The following is a 21,536-nucleotide window of genomic DNA, read 5'->3' as shown; positions in this document are numbered from 1 at the left end:
GGGCGATCCTGGTGCGAGGAAAAAGAGCGGCTCAGCGGGCCAGCAGGGTGTCGAGGGCGGCGATCAGCACGTCGGTCTGCGCCTCGGTGCCCACGGTGATGCGCAGGAAGTCGGCGATGCGCGCCGGCTTGCTGAACTGGCGCACCAGCACGCGCTGGGCGCGCAGGCCGGCGGCCAGCTCGGCGCCGGCATGGCCGGGCAGGCGCGCGAAGACGAAGTTCGCGGCCGAGGGCAGCACCTCGAAGCCGCGGGCCTGCAGCGCGGCCGTCATGCGCTCGCGGGTGGCCACGATGCGCGCGCAGGTGGCATCGAACCAGGCCACGTCGTCCATCGCGGCGACGGCGCCGGCGATGGCCGCACGGTCCAGCGGGTAGGAGTTGAAGCTGTCCTTGACGCGGGTGAGCGCCTCGATCAGGTCGGGATGACCGATCGCGTAGCCCACGCGCAGGCCGGCGAGCGCACGCGACTTCGACAGCGTGCGCACCACCAGCAGTTGCGGATGGCGGTCGATCAGCGTGGCGGCGGTCTGCGCGCCGAAGTCCACGTAGGCCTCGTCGATCACCACCACCGAATCCGGATTGCCCTGCAGCAGGCGCTCGATGTCGGCCAGCGGGATCGCGCGACCGGTGGGCGCGTTCGGGTTCGGGAAGATGATGCCGCCGTTGGGGCCGGCGGCCAGGTAGTCATCGACCTGGATGCCGAACTGCGCGTCCAGCGGCAGCTCGCGCGTGGTCACGCCATAGAGCCTGGCGTAGACCGGGTAGAAGCTGTAGGAGATGTCCGGGTGCAGCAGCGGCGCCTCGTGGCGCAGCAGGGCCATGAAGACATGGGCCAGGACCTCGTCCGAGCCGTTGCCGACGAAGACCTGGTCGGCGCGCAGGCCGTGGTGGCGGGCCACCGCATCCTTCAGGCTGCCGGCCTGCGGATCGGGGTAGAGGCGCAGCGCCTCGGTGGTCTGGCCGGCCATCGCGTCCAGCACGGCCTGGCTCGGGCCATACGGGCACTCGTTGGTGTTGAGCTTGACGAGGCCCTCGATCTTCGGCTGCTCGCCCGGCACATAGGGCGTCAGCGTGTGGACGATCTCGCTCCAGTAACGGCTCATGTCAGGTGTCCTTCAGATCGGTCAGATCGGCTTGCGCAGGCGGAACTCGGCGGCCTGGGCATGGGCCTGCAGGCCCTCGCCGTAGGCCAGGATGGCGGCGGTCGGGCCCAGGATCTGCGCCCCGGCCTCGCTCACCTGGATCAGGCTGCTGCGCTTCTGGAAGTCATAGACGCCCAGCGGCGAGGAAAACCGCGCGGTGCCGCTGGTCGGCAGCACGTGGTTGGGTCCGGCGCAGTAGTCGCCCAGGCTCTCGCTGGTGTAGGCGCCGAGGAAGATGGCGCCCGCGTGCCTGAGCAGCGGCTCCCAGCGGTTCGGCTCGGCGCTGGAGACTTCCAGGTGCTCGGGCGCGATGCGGTTGCTGATCGCGCAGGCCTCTTCCATGTCGCGCGTCAGGATCAGCGCGCCACGGCCTTCCAGGCTGGCGCGGATCACGTCCTTGCGCGGCATGCCGTCGATCAGGCGCTCGATGGCGGCCTGCACCTGGGCGATGTAGCCGGCGTCGGGGCACAGCAGGATGGATTGCGCCAGCTCGTCGTGCTCGGCCTGGCTGAAGAGGTCCATCGCCACCCAGTCCGGCGGCGTCGTGCCGTCGGCCAGCACCAGGATCTCGGACGGGCCGGCGATCATGTCGATGCCCACCAGGCCGAAGACGCGGCGCTTGGCGGCGGCCACGTAGGCATTGCCCGGGCCGGTGATCTTGTCGACCTTGGGCACGGTGGCCGTGCCGTGGGCCAGCGCGCCGACGGCCTGCGCGCCGCCGATGCAGAAGGCGCGGCTGACGCCGGCGACATAGGCGGCGGCCAGCACCAGCGGGTTCTTCTCGCCTCTGGGCGTGGGCACCACCATGATGATCTCGCCGACACCGGCCACATGGGCCGGGATCGCGTTCATCAGCACGCTCGACGGATAGGCCGCCTTGCCACCGGGCACGTAGATGCCCACGCGGTCCAGCGGCGTCACCTTCTGGCCCAGCACCGTGCCGTCGGCGTCGGTGTACTGCCAGCTCAGGCCGCAGGCCTGCAGCTGCCTCTCGTGATAACTGCGGACCCGGGCGGCGGCCGATTCGAGCGCGGCGCGCTGCTCGGGCGTGATCGCGTCGAAGGCGGCCTTGAGCTCCTCGCGCGTCAGCTCCAGCGCGGCGACGCTCGCGGCCTGCACGCCATCGAAGCGGGCGGTGAACTCCAGCACCGCCGCATCGCCCTGCGTACGCACCGCGGCCAGGATCTCGGCCACGCGCTGCTCGATCGCGTCATCGGTCTCGGCGCTCCAGTGCAGCACCTTCTGGAACGCGGCCTCGAAGTCGGGCTGCGCCGTGCTCAGACGGGTGACGGCGACGGGGGTGGATGCTTGGGCAGACATGGGTGCTTGGCAGTGGGCCCCGGCGCGGACGCTGGCGCGGAGCGGTTCAGGAAGGGTTGCGGGCGTCGATGGCGGCGGAGAAGGCGTCGATCACGCGGCGGATGCGCTCGCGCTTCAACTTCAGCGCCGCCTGGTTGACCACCAGCCGCGAGCTGATGTCCATGATGTGCTCGACCTCGACCAGGTGGTTGGCCTTGAGCGTCGAGCCGGTGGACACCAGATCGACGATGGCGTCGGCCAGCCCGGTCAGTGGCGCCAGCTCCATCGAGCCGTAGAGCTTGATCAGGTCGACATGCACGCCCTTGTCGGCGAAGTGCTGGCGGGCGATCGACGTGTACTTGGTGGCCACGCGCAGGCGCGAGCCCTGCTTGACCGCGCCGGCATAGTCGAAGTCGGCCCGCGTGGCCACGCTCATGCGGCAGCGGGCGATCCTCAGGTCCAGCGGCAGGTACAGGCCCGGCTCCTCGCTTTCCAGCAGCGTGTCGAGGCCGGCCACGCCGATGTCGGCGCCGCCGTGGGCGACGTAGGTCGGCACGTCGGTGGCCCGCACCAGCACCACGCGCACGTCGGGCTGGTTGGTCGGCAGGATCAGCTTGCGGCTCTTGTCCGGGTCCTCGGTGACCTCGATGCCGGCGGCGGCCAGCAGCGGCAGGGTCTCCTCGAAGATGCGGCCCTTGGACAGGGCGAGCGTCAGCATGTCGGCGGGAGCGGTCATCGCATCAGCCCTTCACGCGCTCGATGTCGGCGCCCAGGCCACGCAGCTTGGCTTCCATGCGGTCGTAGCCCCGGTCCAGGTGGTAGATGCGGTCGACGACGGTCTCGCCCTCGGCCACCAGGCCGGCGATGACCAGGCTGGCCGAGGCGCGCAGGTCGGTGGCCATCACGGTGGCGCCCGACAGCGTGGGGATGCCCTCGACGATGGCGGTGTGGCCGTCCACGGCGATGTGCGCGCCCAGGCGCACCAGCTCGTTGACGTGCATGTAGCGGTTCTCGAAGATCGTCTCGGTGATGCGCGAGACGCCCTCGGCCACCACGTTGACGGTCATGAACTGCGCCTGCATGTCGGTCGGGAAGGCCGGGTACTCGCGGGTGCGGAAGCTCACCGCCTTCGGCCGGCCGTTGCTGCGCACGGTGATCGTGTCCGCACCCGGCTCGACGGTGACGCCGGCCTCGCGCAGCTTCTCGATCACGGCATCCAGATGGTCGGCCCGCACGTCGGTCAACGTGGCCTCGCCGCCGGCGGCGGCCACCGCGCACAGGAAGGTGCCGGCCTCGATGCGGTCGGGGATGATGCGGTGCGGCTGCGCCGGGGTGTGCAGGCGATCGACGCCCTGGATGCGGATGCGGTGCGTGCCGTGGCCCTCGATCTTGGCGCCCATGCTGATCAGCAGCTCGGCCAGATCGGTGATCTCCGGCTCCTCGGCGGCGTTCTCCAGGATGGTCTCGCCCTCGGCCAGCGCGGCGGCCATCAGCAGGTTCTCGGTGCCGGTGACGGTCACCATGTCGGTGGTGATGCGCGCGCCCTTCAGGCGGGTGCAGCGGGCGTTGATGTAGCCCTGCTCGACGGTGATCTCGGCGCCCATGGCCTGCAGGCCCTTGATGTGCTGGTCCACCGGCCGCGAGCCGATCGCGCAGCCGCCGGGCAGCGAGACCCGGGCCTGGCCGAAGCGCGCCAGCAGCGGGCCGAGGGCCAGGATGCTGGCACGCATGGTCTTGACCAGATCGTAGGCCGCTTCGGGCTTGTCGATCTGGGCGGCGTCCAGGCGGACGATGTCGGGGCGCTCGGCGTCGCGCTCGGCCCGCACGCCCATGCTGCGCAGCAGCTTGAGCATGGTGGCCACGTCCTGCAGCTGAGGCACGTTGTGCAGCTCGACCGGGCCGGGCACCAGCAGGGCCGCGCACAGCTCGGGCAGGGCGGCGTTCTTGGCGCCGGAGATCTGCACGCTGCCGTGCAGCGGGCGACCGCCGCGGATGAGGAGTTTGTCCATGTTCAGGCCAGGTGGCGGCCGAGCAGGACAGCGGGCTGCGGGGCCACTTCAACGGGTGGCCGCGCCACCCGCTGCACGTGCCGCCGCGGGTGGGTCAGGAGGGGTGGTGTGCGGCCGGGGCAGCAGCGTGCTCGGCCGGGGTCAGCGTCTTCATCGACAGCGCGTGGATTTCGGCGCGCATTCTATCGCCCAGCGCCGCATAGACCACCTGATGGCGCCGCACGCGCGACAGGCCTTCGAAGGACGGCGAGACGATGGTGGCGAAGAAGTGCTGCCCGTCGCCTTCCACCTCGAGGTGGTCACAGGGCAGGCCGGCGGCGATGTAGCCGCGCACGTCATCAGCGGTAGGGAGTGCCATGGCGCCGATTATCGGCGCGTCGCCTTGCCCCAGCGCAGGGGCCGGGCAAACCGGTGCCGACCGGTCCCTATCATCGGGCCCCTGCGCCTTCAGCCCATGACCGAGATCCTCACCCCCTCGCCACACGACGCGGCCGACGAAGCGGCGCCCGTGCAGCCCTACGTCCAGCGGACGCTGACCCACAAGGCGCTGCATTTCTCGATCCACGAGATCCAGAGCAGCATGGACGTGCGCGCACCGCACGCCCTCGACCTGGACTACACCCGCACGATGATGGCCTTCCTGCTGTTCCTGCAGCAGCCCCGCCACATCCTGATGATCGGCCTGGGCGGGGGCTCGCTGGCCAAGTTCTGCCACCACCACCTGCCGCGCACGGTGATCACGGCCGTCGAGATCAACCCCCATGTCGTCGCCCTGCGCGACGAGTTCCTGATCCCGCCCGACGGCTCGCGCTTCAAGGTCATCGTCGGCGACGGGGCCCGGCACCTGCGCGACGACCCCGAGGTCTGCGACGTGCTGATGGTCGACGGCTTCGACGACCAGGGGCAGCCCGAGGCCCTGTGCACCCAGGCCTTCTACGACCTGGCCCGCGAGCGCCTGCGCCCGGGCGGGATGCTGGTGGTCAACCTGCACTACGGCCACCCCGAGCACCGGCGGCATGTCGCGCGCATCCGCCGGGCCTTCGGCGGCCAGGCCCTGGTGGTCGATGACGCCGAGTGCTGCAACACGGTGGTCTTCGCCTGCAAGGGCGAGCGCCTCACCGGCGTCCGGCGGGATGATCTGCGTCCGGCCCGCAGCCTGCGCCGCGACGCCCGCGGCCAGCTGGCCGAGGCCTTCGCCCTCGTCACCGACGCCTGGACGCAGCAGATCGGCAGCGCGCCAGCGACACCCTGAGCCGGGCACCGATCCGCAGGTCCCGCCAGACGGGCGGCAGGGCCACGATGGCCAGCACGACGGCCACCGGCACCGTGGCCACGAAGCCCAGGTGCTTGAAGGCCAGCGCCCCGCAGACCCCCCCGACGAAGAAGGTGCCGATGAGCGTGGCGTGGATGACCATGCGGTCACGGTCCGCCCGCACCTGCTGCTCCGGCGGACCGGGCCGGCGGTTCCAGTACATCAGCCGCCCGAGCTCGATGCCCAGATCGGTCAGCAGGCCGGTCAGATGGGTGGTGCGGATCTGCGCGCGCGAGATCTTGGTGATCACCGCGTTCTGCAGGCCCATGATGAAACACAGCAGCAAGACGGTGGCCGGCACGATGAGGTCGATGGCCACGTGCAGGCTGGCACCCAGCAGACCGAAGATCAGCAAGGCGAGCGCCTCGACCATCAACGGCATCGCGTACACGCCCGACAGCCGCTGCCGCCGGCCCCAGTTGATGAGCAGCGCCGTGCAGGCCGATCCCCCCACGAAAGCGCTGACGGCCACCACGCCGGCGCCGGCCAGCCACCATTGACCGAGCGCCAGATCGTCCGCCACGCCCGAGACGATGCCCGTCATGTGCGAGGTGTAGCGGCTGACCGCGAGGAACCCGCCCGCGTTGACGGCCCCGGCCACGAAGGCCAGCAGCACGCCCAGATGCCGGTTGCCCAGCGCCGAACGCCGCGCACCGCTGAGCACATCGAGATAGGCCACCGGCATCGGCGTCTAGCCTCCAGGCCGCACCGCCCCGCCCGCCGGGCAGCAGGCAGGCCTTCGTCTCGGCAGCATCGCTTCAGGCAGCAGGATCATGTCGACCGGGGTGACCAGCAAACGATTCTCGCCGCAGAAGCCCGGCCGGGGATCCCCGCGGAAGAACGATTGCACGCCACAGCACGCCGCAGCACGCCGCAGGCCTGCGCCCCCCTGCACTCAGGGTTCCCCACGCCGATAAGAGCCAGGAAGTTGGCAGTACGGCACCGACCGGACGCGTCATGGCGTGGCCGGCGGATTCGACACGTCGCAGAGGAAGCGACAAAGAAGGGCTAGCTCGTGAACGGGTTGAACCATTGGAAGATCGGGGCCCGGCTGGGCGCGGGATTCGGCCTCGTGCTGACCCTGCTGCTGGCCATGGTGGTCGCCGCCAGCGTGTATCTGGGCCTGATCGGCGACGCATCGCGTCAGCTCTCGTCCACGGACATGGTCAAGGCCGAGGCCGCGGAGACGGTCGACATCTACACCCGCGCCAACGCGCGGCGGACCATGGAGATGTTCTTCGTCACCGATGAGCCGGAGCGCCAGCGCATCCAGGGCTTCATGGACGGCAACAAGCAGAAGATCACCGACGCGCTGGCCGTGCTCGATCGCCTGGTGGTGCTCGACGAGGGCAAGGCCATCCTGGCGCGCATCAAGCCGCTGCGGGCCGACTACGTCGCCAGCTTCACCAAGACCCTGGGTCTGCTGCAGGCCGGCGACCGCAGCGGCGCCGAGGCCCACCTGCGCAGCGCCACGCTGCCCGCGCTCGACCGCCTGCAGGCCGAGGTCAGCCACATGGGCCACTTCCAGGCCGAACTGGCGACCACGCGGAGCCGGCAGATCAGCCAGGACGCGAGCACCGCGCGCACCACCCTGTGGATCGTGGGCGCCCTGGCCCTGCTGTCCGGCACGCTGGCCGCGTGGTGGCTGACGCGGTCCATCACCACGCCGATCGAGCAGGCGGTGCAGATCGCGCGCACGGTCGCCCAGGGCGATCTGACGGCCTCGGTCCCCGTCGTCACCCGCAGCGCCGGTGACGAGACCGGCCAGCTGCTGCAGGCCCTGCACGAGATGACCGGCAACCTGGTGCAGATCGTGGGTCAGGTGCGGCAGAGCAGCGAGTCGATCGCGACCGGCTCCTCGCAGATCGCCATGGGCAATGCCGACCTGTCGCAGCGCACCGAATCCCAGGCCAGCAGCCTGGAGGAGACGGCCGCGTCGATGGAGCAGCTCACCCACACGGTGCGCAGCAACACCGAGACGGCCCAGGAGGCCAGCCGCCTCGCGCTGAGTGCCAGCGACTCGGTGGCCGAAGGCAGCCAGGCGGTGGACAGCGCCGTGCAGACCATGGACGCCATCGCCGACGCCAGCCGGCGAATCGCCGAGATCACCGGGGTGATCGACGGCATCGCCTTCCAGACCAACATCCTGGCGCTGAACGCGGCGGTGGAGGCCGCGCGCGCCGGCGAGCAGGGCCGCGGCTTCGCGGTGGTGGCCACCGAGGTGCGCACGCTGGCCCAGCGCAGCGCCGATGCCGCCCGCGAGATCAAGTCGCTGATCGCCACCAGCACGCAACGGGTGGAGACCGGCTCCCGCCAGGTGCAGGATGCGGGCCGCACCATGGGCCAGATCGTGACCCAGGTGAAGAAGGTGGCCTCGCTGGTGGCCGACATCTCGCAGGCCAGCACCCAGCAGTCGGCCGGCATCGGCCAGGTGGGCGAGGCGGTCAGCCTGCTGGACCAGGTCACGCAGCAGAACGCGGCCCTGGTCGAGGAAGGCGCGGCGGCGGCCGAGAGCCTGAAGAACCAGGCCGAGAACCTGGCCAGCGTGGTGCGCGCGTTCCGCCTGGCCTGAGCCCGGCGCGCGCGCTCAGCCGCGGATCTTGTAGCCGCGGCGCAGCAGCTCCAGCGCCAGCGCGGAGACGCCCACCGTGGCCGCGCCCACCACGCCCAGGCTGAACCACGGCGAGACATCGCTGTGGCCGAAGAAGCCCGCGCGGAAACCGTCGATCATGTAGAAGAACGGGTTGACGTGGCTGAGCGCCTGCCACACGCCGGGCAGCGAGTGCACCGAGTAGAAGACGCCCGAGAGGAACGTCATCGGCATGATGATGAAGTTCTGGAAGGCGGCCATCTGGTCGAACTTCTCCGCCCACAGCCCGGCGATCAGGCCCATCGCGCCCAGCATGGCCGAGCCCAGCAGCGCGAAGACCAGCACCCACAGCGGCTGCACCAGCCCCGGCGGCGCCAGCCAGGCGGTGACCAGGAACACCCCGGCACCCACCACCAGCCCGCGCACCATGCTGGCGCCCACATAGGCCACGAACCAGGCCCAGTGCGACAGCGGCGAGACCAGCAGGAACACCAGGTTGCCGGTGATCTTGCTCTGGATGAGGCTGGACGAGGCGTTGGCGAAGGCGTTCTGCAGCACGCTCATCATCACCAGGCCGGGGATGAGAAAGCGCGTGTAGGCCACGCCGTCGAAGACCTCGACCCGGTCCTCCAGCACGTGGCCGAAGATCAGCAGGTACATCACGGCCGTGAGCACGGGCGCGGCCACGGTCTGGAACGCCACCTTCCAGAAGCGCAGCACTTCCTTGCGGAACAGGGTGCCGGCACCGGCCAGCCGCGGGGCGCCGCTCATCGCTGGGCTCCGTTCATGATGTCCACGAACACGTCCTCCAGATCGGGCCGGCCGATCTCCAGATCCTCGATCCTCACGCCGGCGGTGCGCAGCGCGGCCAGCGCCTGCTCGACCCCGGCGGCATCCGACACGCGCAGCTGCACGATGCGGCCGGTCACCCGGGCCTGGGCGGCCAGCGCGGCGGGCAGCGCCTGATCGGTCTTGAAGCGCAGCATGGTGGCGGCGGCGGCCTGCAGCAGCGTGGCCGTGCGGTCCAGCGCCACCAGCTGGCCCTGCTTGAGCATGCCGATGCGGTGGCACAGCGCCTCGGCCTCTTCCAGGTAGTGGGTGGTCAGCAGCACGGTCGAGCCCTGACGGTTCAGGCGGCCGATGAAGGACCACAGCGTGCTGCGCAGCTCCACGTCCACGCCGGCCGTGGGCTCGTCGAGCACGATGACCGGCGGCTTGTGCACGAGCGCCTGGGCCACCAGCACGCGCCGCTTCATGCCGCCCGAGAGCTGGCGCATGTTGGCGTCGGCCTTGTCGGCCAGGCCGAGCTCGGCCAGCAGCTCGTCGATCCAGGCCTCGTTGCCGCGCACGCCGAAGTAGCCGCTCTGGATGCGCAGCGCCTCGCGCACGCTGAAGAACGGGTCGAAGACCAGCTCCTGCGGCACGATGCCGAGCGCCTTGCGGGCCGCGGCGGCATCCGCGCGCACGTCGTGGCCCATCACCGTCACGCGGCCGGCCGTGGCGCGGCTGAGGCCGGCCAGGATCGAGATCAGCGTGGTCTTGCCCGCGCCGTTGGGCCCGAGCAGGCCGAAGAACTCGCCCTGGGCGATGTCGAAGGACACGCCCCGCAGGGCCTGGAAGGTGCCTCGGGCACCGGTGTAGGTCTTCTCGACCGAATCGAATCTCACCGCTGGCATAGGCGGCGGATTCTAGGCACGCGGACCCGGGGCGGCCGCGCACCCGGCCGGCCGGCCCCTCACTCGATCAGGCCATGCTTGATCGCGTAGTAGGTCAGCTCGCTGTTGGTCTGCAGGCCGAGCTTGCGCAGCGCGCGTCCGCGGTAGGTGCTGACGGTCTTGACGCTCAGGCACATCAGCCGGGACACGGCGGTCAGCGTGTTGCCGCGGGCCAGCGACAGGAAGACCAGCAGCTCGCGCGGCGACAGGCCGTCGTGTGGCGTCTGCTGGCTGCGCCCGGTCCACTCGTCGGCCAGCAGATCGGCCACACGGGCGCTGATGTAGCGCCGACCGGTGGACACCCGCCGGATCGCGTCGAGCAGCTCCTCAGGTCGGGCGTCTCGTTCGATGTAGCCGGCCGCGCCGTTGCGCAGGAGCATGGTCGCGTAGCGCTCCTCGGGAAAGGCCCCGAAGACCAGCACGGGCAGCTCCGGATGCCGGGTCCGCAGCTTCACCAGGGCATCGACCGCCTGGGCGCTGTCGATGGACTGTTCGAGCAGCAGCACGTCCGGCGGCTGCAGCCGCACCATGTCCAGCGCCTGCTGCCCGTTGTCGACCTCGCAGACCAGTTCGATGTCCTGCTGCCCTGCCACCACCTGCCGAATCCCGATGCGCGCCACCATCTGCTGATCAACCACTGCCAACCGGATCATGGATTTCGCCTTCCCTGTCTTCTGTCTGCCATCTGTGATGACTGGATTCTGGAAAGTGCCTGCGGGGCAAGTCCTTTAAAGCTCTTCGCCGACAGCTTGCCGGCGGACAGAGACATCACGGACAGAGCCCGTTTCTGACATGCACCGGAGCACTGCGCCGGCAGCGGACGCGGCACGAGGACCGCAGCATCGCGTCCGGACAGCCGGGCATCGCGACCTGCGCCGTACCGCCATCCCGCCCGCAGCAGGAGATCCCCATGCCCACGCCCCCCATCTGCGGCCACCCCTGCGAGGCCGACACGCCACGCATGCCCACCCCGCCCGCCACGGACCGCGCGTCCTGCACCGCCCACGGCACGTTCGAGTGCCTGATCGACGGCCACGGCCTGAGCCACGCGGAGGTCCTGTCCCGTCGCGGGCAGCAGACCCCGGTGTCGGCCCGCTTCACGCGGGTCATCGATCGCGCAGGCCGGGCCGACACGGTGCCGGATGCGCGCAGCTTCAGCGTGCGCTTCCACGGCAGCGAAGAAACGTTCGACCTGAACGGCTGCAGCCTGCCGGTGGGGCTGGCGCGCGACGGCCCGCCCCTGACCTGGCCCGGCATGCCGACCGCCGAGGAGGACCCCGAGTCGCGCCCGCTCCCGGTCCGCGAGCGCTTCTGGAGCGCCGTCGCGGACGCGCCCGGTCGCCTGCACATGGCCCTCTGGGCGATGAGCGACCGGGGTCTGCCGCGGTCACTGCGCTGGATGGACGGCTACGGCCTGCAGACCTTCCGCCTGGACGACAGCCCGCAGGGCTGGCGCTGGGGCCGGTTCCAGTGGCGCTCGACCCTGGGCATCAGCAGCCTGAGCGGCGCTGAAGGCCGTCAACTCGCCTGCGCCAGCCCGGACCACCACCACCGCGATCTGCACGACGCCATCGCGCGCCAGGAGCCCCCGAGCTGGGATCTGTGCGTGCAGATCTTCGACCAGCACGACGGCGAGGGCTGGCCCTTCGACCTGCGGGATCCGACCACGCTGGTCCCGGAGGAGGTCGCCCCGCTGATGGTCATCGGCCGCATGACCCTGGACCGATCCTGGCCCGAGCGCGCACACCTCCGCCACACGGCGCGGCCCGCATCCGCCCGCATGCCCGGTCCGGCCCGACGCTGGCCACCGGCACAGCCCCCGGATCCGTCGCCCGCGCGCGCCACGGAGGGCCCGTACCGCCAGAGCCAGCAGTTCGTCCAGGCGCTCGATGCGATCGAACGCGAGCAGCTCATCGACACCCTGTCGCGCGAGCTCGGCCCCTTGTCGCGCCCGTCCGTCCGCCTGCAACTGCTCGGGCACCTGCGCGTGATCGACGAGGCCCTCAGCGTCGAACTGGCCCAGCGCCTGGCGATCGACGAGCGCCGGGTGCGCCCCGCCCGCGCGCCGCTGCCACCGGCGGCCCAGGCGCCCTACCCGTCGCTGAGCGCGGCGCGGTCCAGACCGGGCACCCTGCGCGGGCGCCACGTCGGTGCCCTCGTCAGCGCCGGAGCGGACGCCGCCATCCTGCGGATCCTGGCCGCCCAGCTGAACCGGGCCGGTGCGCGCCTGAGCGTGATCGGCATGCGACCCGGCTGCGTGAGCCTGTCCGACGGCTGTCACCTCATCCCGGACGTCACGCTCGGGCAGGCCCCTGCCGCGTGCTTCGATGCCGTGGCGATCCTCGGCGCGCCCTACAGCATGGCCGGGCTGCAAGGCGATCCCGGTGCGCTGGACTGGGTCCGCGACGCCTGGCGCCACGGCAAACCGATGGCGCTGGTGTGCGCCTCAGTTCCGTTGTGTGTGCTCATCGGCGCAGGCTGCGACGAGGGCATGTTCGTGCTCGACGGGCAGGAGGACCCTCGACTGGCCGGTCTGGACCTGGGCGGCCGGCTGCAGATCTTCTGTGCGCTGGTGGCGCGGGGACGGTGGCGCGGCCGCCGGCCGGCAGGCCGATGCTGAGCCGCCGATGCCCGCACGCCATGCCCCGGTCAACGCCCTTGCCACCGCAGCCTGGCCGCCGCGACGGACGGCGGAGGCGACAGCACCGCCCCTGCCGGCATGGCCATGGGCATCGGCATGGGCATCGGCTCGCGCAAGGGCACCACCCGCTCGCCGGGCCAGGCCTGGGCCTCGCTCAGGTGCACCGCGCTGTGCACCAGCAATCGAAACGGCCGGCCCGGCCCCCGATCACCGCCGCCATCGGCACCGGCCTGGGCGAGCAGCTGCTGGCGGATCTGCGGCTGCAGCGCGAGGCGGGTCCGCTCCGCCGGCCCCACATCGTGCAGGCACACCACCGCGCCACGCTCGCACAGACGGCCCAGACGGGGCAGCACCTGGGACCAGTCCTGCACATGCCAGGCCATCACGTCGGCAGCCCGGGCAAAGCGCAAGGCCGTCTCGCGGAGCCACCAGTCGCGCAGGGCCGGCGTGCCGGCACAGATCGTGATCCACGGGTGATGCCAGAGGCTGCGGGCCAGCATGGCCGGACCGTTCGTGGCCAGGGCATCGTGCTGCGATGGCGAGGCCGGACGATCGCCATCGTCGGGCGCCGCCCGCGCATCGGGCTCACCGGGCGCGTCCGGATGCCCCGGCACCAGCAGATAGCCACGGCGAGGCACCGTCTTCAGCCAATCGGCCCCCAGCAGCCGCCGCAAGGTCCAGACCTGAACGGACAGGTTGTTGGGCTCGACGGCCAGGCCGGGCCAGATCCGCTCGTACAGCTCCTCCTTGCTGACCAGGCGCCCACGCCGCTCCAGCAGGACCAGCAGCAACTCGAAGGCTCGACCGCCGACGGCCAAGGGCACACCATCGCGCAGCAACTGCCGGGAATGAGGCAATACGACGCAGCGACCGATCTTGTAGGTGGGCAACATGATCCGGACTTTCCCGTGCGGGCGTGCGCTCTTGCACACCTGAAAACCCTAGCTGCGGGTAGCTTCCATGACAGCCACAGGCTCCTCAGATCAAGAATGAATCCGTCCTTGCAACGAAATGCCAACTACATGAAGGACACGTACCTGCAGTTTCAGGACTCGCTCGAAGATGCGATCCAACACGCTCGGAATCGGGTCACCGAGCCCATCCGCGATGCGCTGCACGATCTGGTGACGCACCAGGCCGATGCCATCGCCGAGAGCTTCTATGCGGCAGCCAACCGCCATCCTGAGGCCCATGTGCTGCTGGGCCGCGGCGAGGTACCCGAACGATTGCGACGGGCCATGTCCCACTGGCTGAGCACGCTGTTCGACCCCGCACAGCCGGCACGCAGCCTGCTGGACCTGCAGGAGCGCACCGGTGCGGCCCATGCGCGCATGGGCGTGAGCAACCGGCTGGTCTCGGCCGGCGCCCGCCACATCAAGTCGGCGCTGACCCAGGTGGCGCACCAGCATCTGGACCGTGGCGATCTGGCCAGCGCCATCCAGCACGTCTACGAGATGGTCGATCTCGCACGCGACGCGATGGTGGGCATCGCCGAATCCAACGGCAAGCGCCTGCAGCGCGCCGAGGAGTCGCTGCGGCTGTTCCAGCTATCCCACAACCTGCGCACCGAGCGCGAGCGCCAGCAACGCCAGCTGCTGCAGTGGGGGCAACAGCTGCAGATGCACCACTACTGGCTGCTCGAGCCCTCGTCGACGGCCCTGCCGGCGGCCGATGAAGGCATCCCGGAACACGGCGACCCGTTCACGCTGTGGGTGCGCCACAAGGCCCCGATGCTGTTCGGCTCGTCGGTGGAGCTCAGCGACATCCAGCAGGCGATCGCCGCGATCGAGCTGAGCACCGTGCCCCGCCTGCGGGCCGCCCGCCTGGCCGGGGCCGAGGCCGGTGCGCTGATGTTCAACCTCCAGCAGCAACTCGACGGCATCGGCCGCCTGCTGACCCACCTGTTCGATCGCGCCGGCGAGGTCGAGGACGGTCTGGACCAGGTCACGCGCCTGCTGAACCGGCGCTTCTTCCCGACCGTGGCCAAGCGCGAGATCGGACTGGCCCATCAGGCCGCACAGGGTCTGGCGCTGCTGGCCATCGAGATTCAGCGCTTCGACATGGTGCGCACCACGCTGGGCGATGCCATGGCCGATCTGGTCCTGGCGCAGCTCGCCCAGCAGATCAGCGATCTGGTGCGGGCCGGCGACTACGTCTTCCGTTACGGCGACGCCCAGTTCCTGCTGCTGCTGACGGAAGTGGGCGAGGCCCATGCGCAGGACATCTCGTCCGCCCTGCTGCGGCGGCTGACCCAGGCCCCGCTGCGGCTGGGCAACCAGATCGTGCCGGTGCTGCAGATCGTCGCCGGGCTGGCCATCCACGACGGGCACCCGGATTACCAGCGCCTGCTGGACCGGGCGCACGACGCCCTGGCCGAGGCGCGCACGCAGTATGAGCGGGAGCCAGCGCACATGGGCAGCCCGGTGCTCGGCGATCCGCTGTACCTGGTGCGATCGCACTGACGCCTGCCGGGGCCACCTTCCCGGCGGCCCCAAGCAAAACGGCACGCGCTCCCTTGCGGGGGCGCGTGCCGTTGTTCAGACCCTTGCAGGCCCGAGACCCGCCGAGGGATCCCGCAGGATCCACCCGGCAGGTGGCGCGATCAGGCCTGGGCGGCCTGACGGCGACGCAGCTTCAGACCGACGACGGCCAGACCCGCCAGCATCATGGCGTAGGTCTCGGGCTCGGGGACGGCCGGGGTCACGGCGACCGACTGGGCCACGAACTGGACGGCCGGGGTGTAACCGTAGGCGGTGTAGTCCACATTGCCCAGGCTGGTCGACAGCGCGTCGGTCGACAGCACCTTGCCGTAGGCGTCGGTGACGTAACCATTGATGGCGTCGCCGGTGGTGCCGACGTCGGTGCCGACGATGGCGCCCTGGTTCAGGTAGTAGTCGTACAGCGCGAAGCCCAGGCTGTCGGTGTCACCCGACACCGCGTTCAGCGCGACGGTGTAGGTGAAGGTATCCGGCAGGTTGAACGGGCCGAGGTCGACCTGGACCGGGACCAGCACGCCATTGGGGATCAGCGTCGGGGTGGTCAGGACCGAGCCCAGGCTCACGGTGCCGCTGGTCTGCGACACCAGCAGGCTGCCGGCGGTGTCGTAGATCGAGACGGTCAGCGAGAACGACGAGGCACCGGCACCGGCGGCCTGGAACAGGCCGATGTTGACGTAGTCGACAGCGCGCAGCGTGCCGGCCAGGGAGATCTGGTCACCCACTTCGGCCACGGCGTTGTAGGCCGTCGAGCCGACGGTCTCGCCCGAGAAATCGACGTAGGACCAGGTGTAGGTGCCGGTCCAGTTGCCGTTGGAATCGAGCTCGGCCGACGGCGAGATGTTGGTCAGCGAGTCGAAGACGACTTGCTGCACAGCGGAGGCAGAGGTGGACGCGGCGGCGAGCACCGCAGCGGCTGAAGCAACGCGCAGAGCGTCACGGACGTGGAAGGCCTTCATGGCTTCGGACTCCAGAGAAGTTCGGACAAAGCTCCGCCCGGGAGCCAGAAGGCCCCAACGATAGGAACTCTTATAGGAAGGGAAGCAGCCCGCCGGGCTGCTTCAGGGCGGAATCAGCAGCGGCTGACCGTGCTGGTGCCGCCAGCGTTGCAGGACACCACCGGGTTCAGGACCACCGGCGCGTTCACCGACGGAGCGACCACGGGCGTGATGGCCACCGGGACCGGCACCGGAGCGACCACCGGCGGGGGGGCTGTCGTGCGGCGGCCAACTGCGTTAGCGCTGAGGGCCAGGACCGAGCCGGCCACGAGCACCAGGGTGGCACGCGCCACCGTGTTGATCGTCATAGATTTCATCTTTAGCTCCCAAGCGCTTTGCAGCGCGTAGATTGGATTGCGACGAACATTAACATGAAGCATCGGGAAACCCTTGATCCCGGAGGATCCACTCACCCCCTTGTTTGCTAGGGGGGAGTGTGTCAGGCCGCCCGACACGCATGCACCACAGACAGCGCCACGTCACGCTCAGCGTGCGCTGCCTGCGGCGGATGCACCAGCTGCAGGCTCGGGCGCGGGTAACGCATCGGCCACTTGCAAAAGCTGCGCCTGCTTGTAAATCCGCTTGCGGGCCCAGACGGGCGCCGCATCGTAGTAAGCCAAGGTCCAGTTCTTCATGTCAGGCGGGGCATCGCCCCAGACACGCAGGGCGACGTCCAACAGGTTGGACTGCACGCCGGCCTCGTACGGCCCCAGGCGCAAGGCCTGACGCCACACATCCTGGATCTCGCCAATCGGACGATCGGCACCGCACATCGCGATGGCCATCACGCTGAGCGTGCCGGCATGCATCGGACGCAGGACGGACACCTGCCGCAGCAGCTCGATGGCCCGCTGGTACTCGGCGATGCTGGTCGCCGTGTCGTCCCAGGTCGCCGCGCCGCGGCAGGCATGCAACTGGGCCAGCGCCACCGCCAGCGCACCGTGGTCGGGCAGCATCGAGACGCCCCACTCCAGCTGCCGCTGCACCGGCGCCCAGTCCTTCTCGTCCCACTGAGCGACGTGGCTGGCGCAGCTGCCAACCAGCTGGCGGGCCCGCTGGGTGCCGTAGTCGGCCAGCAGCACCGGCGTGCCGATCCAGCTCAGCGACAGCCACAACACGACCGCCACCGCGGACAGCACCGACCACACCGTGCGGCGGCCGCGCATCTGCTCGCCGGTCAGCTCACCCGGGGCGGGCGGCTGGGGCTTGACCTTGCGCGTCAGGGCCCCGGCGCCGCCCAGCGGCGGCACGATGCCGGCGACCCCGACCGCGCCGACGCCGGCGCCAGCCGCCAGGGACGGCACCGGCGGCAGGCCCGCCATCACGTCCTGGCCGGTCACGGCCACGGCCGGCTCCGGCTGCGCATCGACGGACGACTTGTCCTGCGGCTTGTAGCCCTTCCAGCCGCGGGGCCGCGCCACCAGCGGCTTGCCGCAGGGCACCGCCCAGGCCAGGGCCATCAGCACCAGCAGCGCGCCGGCGTTGGCGGGGATCTGCAGGTTGAAATCGACCAGGCTGTGCAGGCCCATGCAGACGAGCGCCATCAGCGCCGCCGCACCCACGCCGCGGTGCAGGCGCGGCTGGTTGTCCCGCAGCAGCGAGACCGCGCGCACCAGCGTGGCCAGCGCCGCCGTCATCAAGAGCCCCAGACCGACGAGGCCGGTGTCGACCGCGATCTCGATGTAATCGTTGTGGACGTGGTCCCAGAAGCCGGTCATCGCCGGCTGCTTCATCGCCGGGAAGCGCAGATAGAAGGTGCCGGCGCCCTTGCCGAAGACCGGGGCCTCGTCGATCAGGCCGGCGGCCAGGCGCGGCGCGCGCAGGCGATCCTGCAGGCTTTCCTCCTGCTTGCCCTCGGCGGCGCCGCGGCCCAGATCCAGCTGGCCGTCGGCCCGCGCCTCGGATTCCAGCTGCGTGGCCTCGACCGTGTCCTGCAGGCGATCGACCACCTTCTCCAGGCCCACCCACTGGCCGATGATGAAGACATCGACCACCACCATGCTGATGACCAGCCACATCGCCACCTGGCGCAGCTTGGTCGAGACGATGGCGATCACCGCGCCGACGATCAGCAGCGCGATGAAGAAGGCGCCATTGCCCATGCGGCTGTGGGTCATCACCAGCGCGACGACCAGCACCACCAGCGCCAGGCGCAGCAGCATCTTCGGCGAGAGGATGAACTGCATCACGTGCTGCAGCTTGCGCTGCCAGCTCAGCTCGCGATCCGAGTCCGCCGCCGAGCTGCCGCCGAACTGGCTCACCAGCAGACCGAAGCCCGCCGACAGGCACAGCTCCATGTAGCCCGCCAGGTGATCCGCATTCGGGAAGGTGCCGCTGGCCCGGCCGTTGTAGGCGAACTGGTAGAACATGTACCAGAAGGTCTGCCGGCCGCTGAGCATCAGCACCGCCAGCACCGCCTGCAGAACGCCCGCGCCCAGCATGGCGAACAGCAGCCACTTGACGCGCTTGTCGCTGTGCGCACACAGCAACACGGCCGAGACCAGGCCCACGTGGGCCAGGCTGCTCAACAGATGGAAGCGGGTCTGCGAGGCCTCCAGCGTGCCCAACCCGGCGAAGCCGGCCAGTTGCAGCCCGACCAGCACGGTGAAGCCCGCCAGCGGCGCGACCAGCCAGGGCAAGGCTCGGCGCGCGAGCTCGCCCGGCAGCGCGACCGCATCGCGCACACGCAGCAGCAGATGGATCGCGACGACGGCCCAGACCATCAGCGCCAGCAAGGCGGCAGCCCAGGGCCGGTTGCTGCCCAGCGGCAGCGGTGCCCACACCAGCAGAGCGCACAGACAGGCGCAGAGAACGGTATCCCACCGAGGAGCGGGCGGGACTTTCGTCTTGACTACCCGTTTGGACTGCAGATCGGCCACTGAAGAACACCCGCGACAAAAAGCGAGCGCTCATTGTCCGAGCCACAACCGGTTTCAGACAGGCATCCAGCCCCCCAAGCCGGGTGGCAATCCCCGATGCAGCGGCCTTCGGTTGTCAGAAAAGGACCTGAGCCGCCTTTTCTCACAAGTTGTTACGGGTGATGTCGTTTTGAAAAGACACGCCGCCCGCGCGCAGCCCTGCTGGACGCCAGCGCCACAAAGCAAAAAGCCACCGCGAGGGTGGCTTTTTGCAGGACCGCCGGCCGGTGATGACCGTGGACCTTGGTGTGGTTGCGGGGACAAGATTTGAACTTGCGACCTTTGGGTTATGAGCCCAACGAGCTACCAGGCTGCTCCACCCCGCGACTGAAGCCGCAAGTATAGACCACAAATCCGCCCCCGTGCAACTTTTTCAGCACGGGGTCAGGTCTTGCCCTTTGCCAGCAAGGCAGATGACAAAAGGCAAGACCTGACCCCGGCCGAAGACCCCGGCCGAAGCTTCAGCGGCGGTCGAAGGCCGAGATGGCGCCGATCAGCTCGCCGGCCTGGCTGCGCAGGCTGGACGAGGCGGCGGCCATCTGCTCGACCAGGGCCGCGTTCTGCTGCGTGCCGCGGTCCATCTCCAGCACCGATTGCCCGACCGATTCCACGCCGTGCGCCTGGTCCGCGCTGGCCTGGCTGATCTCGCCGACGATCTGGTTGACGCGCTGGATGCTGGCCACCACCTGCTGCATGGTCTGTCCGGCCTGATCGACCAGCGCGCTGCCGGCCTCGACCCGCTCGACATTGCTGCCGATCAGCGTCTTGATGGCCCGCGCCGCCTCGGCCGAGCGGCCGGCCAGGCTGCGCACCTCGCTGGCCACCACCGCGAAGCCGCGGCCCTGCTCGCCGGCCCGTGCCGCTTCCACCGCCGCATTCAGCGCCAGGATGTTGGTCTGGAAGGCGATGCCGTCGATGGTGCCGATGATGTCGCCGATGCGGCGGGAGGCGTCATGGATGTCGCGCATGGTGGTCACCACCTGATCCATCACCTGGCCGCCCTGCTGGGCGACCGTGGCGGCCTCGTCGGCGAGCTGGTTGGCCTGGCGGGCGCTGTCGGCGTTCTGGCGCACCATGTGGCCGAGCTCGCTCATCGATGAGGCGGCCTGCTGCAGCGCGCTGGCCTGCAGCTCGGTGCGCGAGGACAGATCGTGGTTGCCCTGGGCGATCTCGCTGCTGGCGGTCGACACGCCGTCAGCGCCCTGGCGCACCTGCGCGAACACGTCGCGCACCTTGACCATGAAGGCATTGAAGCCGCGGCCGATCTGGGCGAGCTCATCGTGACCCTGGTCATGCAGGCGGACGTTGAGGTTGGCATCGGCGCCACCCAGCTCGGTCATGGTGTGGCTGAGCTGGCGCAGCGGGCGCATCAGGTGCCGCACGAGGGCGAACATGGCGACCGCGGCCAAGGCACAGCTGACCAGCGCGGCCGCCACCGCGATGCCCATCAGCTCATGCGCGCTGGCCAGGCTCTGATCGACCGGGTAGGACAGGCGCACGCTCCAGGGCAAGGTGCCCGGCTGCACCACCACCGGTTGATAGAGGTGCACCCAGCCCTGGGCGTCGGCCTGGCGGAAGGCCTTGCCCTGGGCGATGGCGGTCAGCGCCTCGGCCGGCACGTCCTCGGCCTTCTTGGCCAGGCGCTTCGGGTCCTTGCCGGTCAGGTACATGCCGGCGTTGGACAACAGCTCGACCGTGGCGCCCGGCATCGGCGAGAGCTTGCCCAGCCGCTCGGACAGGGCCAGCAGCGGCAGATCCGCGCCGGCCATGCCGACGAACTTGCCGTCGATGACGATGGGCGCGGTGACGGTGGTCATCAGCACGTCCTTGCCGGCCACCGGGTAGAGATAGGGCTCGATCAGGGCGTCCTTGAGGGTGCGGCGCGGCACGTCGTACCAGTCGTTGGCGCCGGCCTTCTCGTAATCCAGCAGCGGCTCGACGGCGATCTGTCCGGCGCCGCGGTTCCAGTAGGCGATGTAGCGGCCGGTCTCGTCGTAGCCGGGGCCGCTCTTGGCGAACTCGGCGTCGCGGCCGTCCAGCGCGTTGGGCTCCCAGATCGAATAGACGCCGATGAACTCGGTGCGCTCCTCCAGGATGCGGCGGGCCATCGCGTCGATCTGCGGCCGGGACGGCGGCTGACCGGCGGCCTTCATGCCGTGCAGGGCCTGACCGAAGGCCTTGATGGCGCTGTAGCTGTGGCCGACCTCGGCCGCCACGGCCTCGGCGACATCGCGCGTGGCCAGATGGGCGGCCACGTCCGCCTCCTGCGCTGCCTGCTGGGACGCACGCCAGCCCAGCACCGCGCTGGTGACACCCACCGCCAGCACGCACAGCGCCGCGGCGGACACACTGAGCTTGGCGGTCAACGAGAGGCGGGACAGAACGCCGCCAGAGGGAACGACGGAGATGGACATCGAC

Annotated in this window: 18 protein-coding genes and 1 tRNA gene; 4 read left to right on the top strand and 15 right to left on the bottom strand. The window is 70.1% G+C overall.

The annotated features are described in order from the left end of the window. Positions 1–31 precede the first annotated feature (31 nt). The 5 genes from hisC to AACH11_RS06475 all read right to left on the bottom strand — a co-directional run bounded on the left by hisC (position 32) and on the right by AACH11_RS06475 (position 4,807). Positions 32–1,102, bottom strand: a complete 1,071-nt coding sequence (gene hisC, locus AACH11_RS06495) for a histidinol-phosphate transaminase (protein ID WP_341373389.1) — start codon at positions 1,100–1,102, stop codon at positions 32–34. A 21-nt stretch (positions 1,103–1,123) separates the two neighbouring features. Further along, complete coding sequence (gene hisD, locus AACH11_RS06490; protein WP_341373388.1) at positions 1,124–2,461, bottom strand: histidinol dehydrogenase; 1,338 nt, start codon at positions 2,459–2,461, stop codon at positions 1,124–1,126. A gap of 46 nt (positions 2,462–2,507) precedes the next feature. Beyond that, a complete protein-coding gene (gene hisG, locus AACH11_RS06485) occupies positions 2,508–3,158 on the bottom strand; it encodes an ATP phosphoribosyltransferase (RefSeq protein ID WP_341373564.1) in 651 nt (216 codons plus the stop codon). Between the two features lie 22 nt (positions 3,159–3,180). After that, on the bottom strand, positions 3,181–4,449 hold the full coding sequence (gene murA / locus AACH11_RS06480; protein WP_341373387.1) for a UDP-N-acetylglucosamine 1-carboxyvinyltransferase: 1,269 nt from the start codon (positions 4,447–4,449) through the stop codon (positions 3,181–3,183). Between the two features lie 94 nt (positions 4,450–4,543). Beyond that, the gene (locus AACH11_RS06475) at positions 4,544–4,807 is read right to left on the bottom strand and encodes a BolA family protein (protein WP_341373386.1); all 264 of its coding nucleotides are present in this window, start codon (positions 4,805–4,807) and stop codon (positions 4,544–4,546) included. 96 nt (positions 4,808–4,903) lie between these two features. Here AACH11_RS06475 and AACH11_RS06470 point away from each other — a divergent pair, with 96 nt between their 5' ends. Next, positions 4,904–5,701, top strand: coding sequence for a fused MFS/spermidine synthase (locus AACH11_RS06470; protein WP_341373385.1), 798 nt, complete (start codon positions 4,904–4,906; stop codon positions 5,699–5,701). Here the strand turns inward: AACH11_RS06470 and AACH11_RS06465 are convergent. Then, entirely contained in the window at positions 5,652–6,446 is a 795-nt protein-coding gene (locus AACH11_RS06465; protein ID WP_341373384.1) for a YoaK family protein, read from the bottom strand. The genes AACH11_RS06470 and AACH11_RS06465 overlap by 50 nt on opposite strands. A 330-nt stretch (positions 6,447–6,776) precedes the next feature. Here AACH11_RS06465 and AACH11_RS06460 point away from each other — a divergent pair, with 330 nt between their 5' ends. Then, a complete protein-coding gene (locus tag AACH11_RS06460; protein WP_341373383.1) occupies positions 6,777–8,333 on the top strand; it encodes a methyl-accepting chemotaxis protein in 1,557 nt (518 codons plus the stop codon). 15 nt (positions 8,334–8,348) lie between these two features. Here AACH11_RS06460 and AACH11_RS06455 read toward each other — a convergent pair whose 3' ends face one another. Genes AACH11_RS06455 through AACH11_RS06445 form a run of 3 tightly spaced genes read right to left on the bottom strand, consistent with a single transcriptional unit; the run spans position 8,349 to position 10,719 of the window. Next, a complete protein-coding gene (locus AACH11_RS06455; protein WP_341373382.1) occupies positions 8,349–9,122 on the bottom strand; it encodes an ABC transporter permease in 774 nt (257 codons plus the stop codon). After that, positions 9,119–10,027, bottom strand: a complete 909-nt coding sequence (locus AACH11_RS06450) for an ABC transporter ATP-binding protein (RefSeq protein ID WP_341373381.1) — start codon at positions 10,025–10,027, stop codon at positions 9,119–9,121. Before AACH11_RS06450 ends, AACH11_RS06455 begins: the two co-directional genes overlap by 4 nt. Before the next feature lie 59 nt (positions 10,028–10,086). After that, entirely contained in the window at positions 10,087–10,719 is a 633-nt protein-coding gene (locus tag AACH11_RS06445) for a response regulator (protein WP_341373380.1), read from the bottom strand. Between the two features lie 257 nt (positions 10,720–10,976). Between AACH11_RS06445 and AACH11_RS06440 the strand changes: the two genes are divergently transcribed. Continuing rightward, positions 10,977–12,686, top strand: coding sequence for a catalase (locus AACH11_RS06440; RefSeq protein ID WP_341373379.1), 1,710 nt, complete (start codon positions 10,977–10,979; stop codon positions 12,684–12,686). 29 nt (positions 12,687–12,715) lie between these two features. Here the strand turns inward: AACH11_RS06440 and AACH11_RS06435 are convergent, their stop codons facing one another. Continuing rightward, positions 12,716–13,600: a winged helix-turn-helix domain-containing protein gene (locus AACH11_RS06435; RefSeq protein WP_341373378.1), complete on the bottom strand. Its 885-nt coding sequence runs from the start codon at positions 13,598–13,600 to the stop codon at positions 12,716–12,718. A 129-nt stretch (positions 13,601–13,729) separates the two neighbouring features. On the opposite strand from AACH11_RS06435, the gene AACH11_RS06430 reads away from it, so the two are divergent. After that, positions 13,730–15,169, top strand: a complete 1,440-nt coding sequence (locus tag AACH11_RS06430; RefSeq protein ID WP_341373377.1) for a GGDEF domain-containing protein — start codon at positions 13,730–13,732, stop codon at positions 15,167–15,169. A 140-nt stretch (positions 15,170–15,309) separates the two neighbouring features. On the opposite strand, the gene AACH11_RS06425 is transcribed toward AACH11_RS06430, so the two are convergent. The 5 genes from AACH11_RS06425 to AACH11_RS06405 all read right to left on the bottom strand — a co-directional run bounded on the left by AACH11_RS06425 (position 15,310) and on the right by AACH11_RS06405 (position 21,484). Beyond that, on the bottom strand, positions 15,310–16,077 hold the full coding sequence (locus AACH11_RS06425; RefSeq protein WP_341373376.1) for a PEP-CTERM sorting domain-containing protein: 768 nt from the start codon (positions 16,075–16,077) through the stop codon (positions 15,310–15,312). 197 nt (positions 16,078–16,274) lie between these two features. Beyond that, positions 16,275–16,508 carry a hypothetical protein gene (locus AACH11_RS06420; protein WP_341373375.1) on the bottom strand — a complete coding sequence of 78 codons (234 nt, stop codon included), beginning with the start codon at positions 16,506–16,508 and terminating at the stop codon, positions 16,275–16,277. A 177-nt stretch (positions 16,509–16,685) separates the two neighbouring features. Next, entirely contained in the window at positions 16,686–18,983 is a 2,298-nt protein-coding gene (locus AACH11_RS06415) for an O-antigen ligase family protein (RefSeq protein WP_341373374.1), read from the bottom strand. A 384-nt stretch (positions 18,984–19,367) separates the two neighbouring features. Beyond that, positions 19,368–19,444, bottom strand: a tRNA-Met gene (locus AACH11_RS06410). 135 nt (positions 19,445–19,579) lie between these two features. Continuing rightward, entirely contained in the window at positions 19,580–21,484 is a 1,905-nt protein-coding gene (locus AACH11_RS06405; RefSeq protein WP_341373373.1) for a methyl-accepting chemotaxis protein, read from the bottom strand. Between the last annotated feature and the right edge of the window lie 52 nt (positions 21,485–21,536).

It is taken from the genome of Pseudaquabacterium rugosum (genome assembly GCF_038066575.1).
In the GTDB taxonomy this organism is placed as follows: Bacteria; Pseudomonadota; Gammaproteobacteria; order Burkholderiales; family Burkholderiaceae_C; genus Pseudaquabacterium; species Pseudaquabacterium rugosum.
The sequence above is the reverse complement of the archived record's forward strand: the minus strand, read 5'-3'. Positions and strand labels throughout refer to the sequence as shown.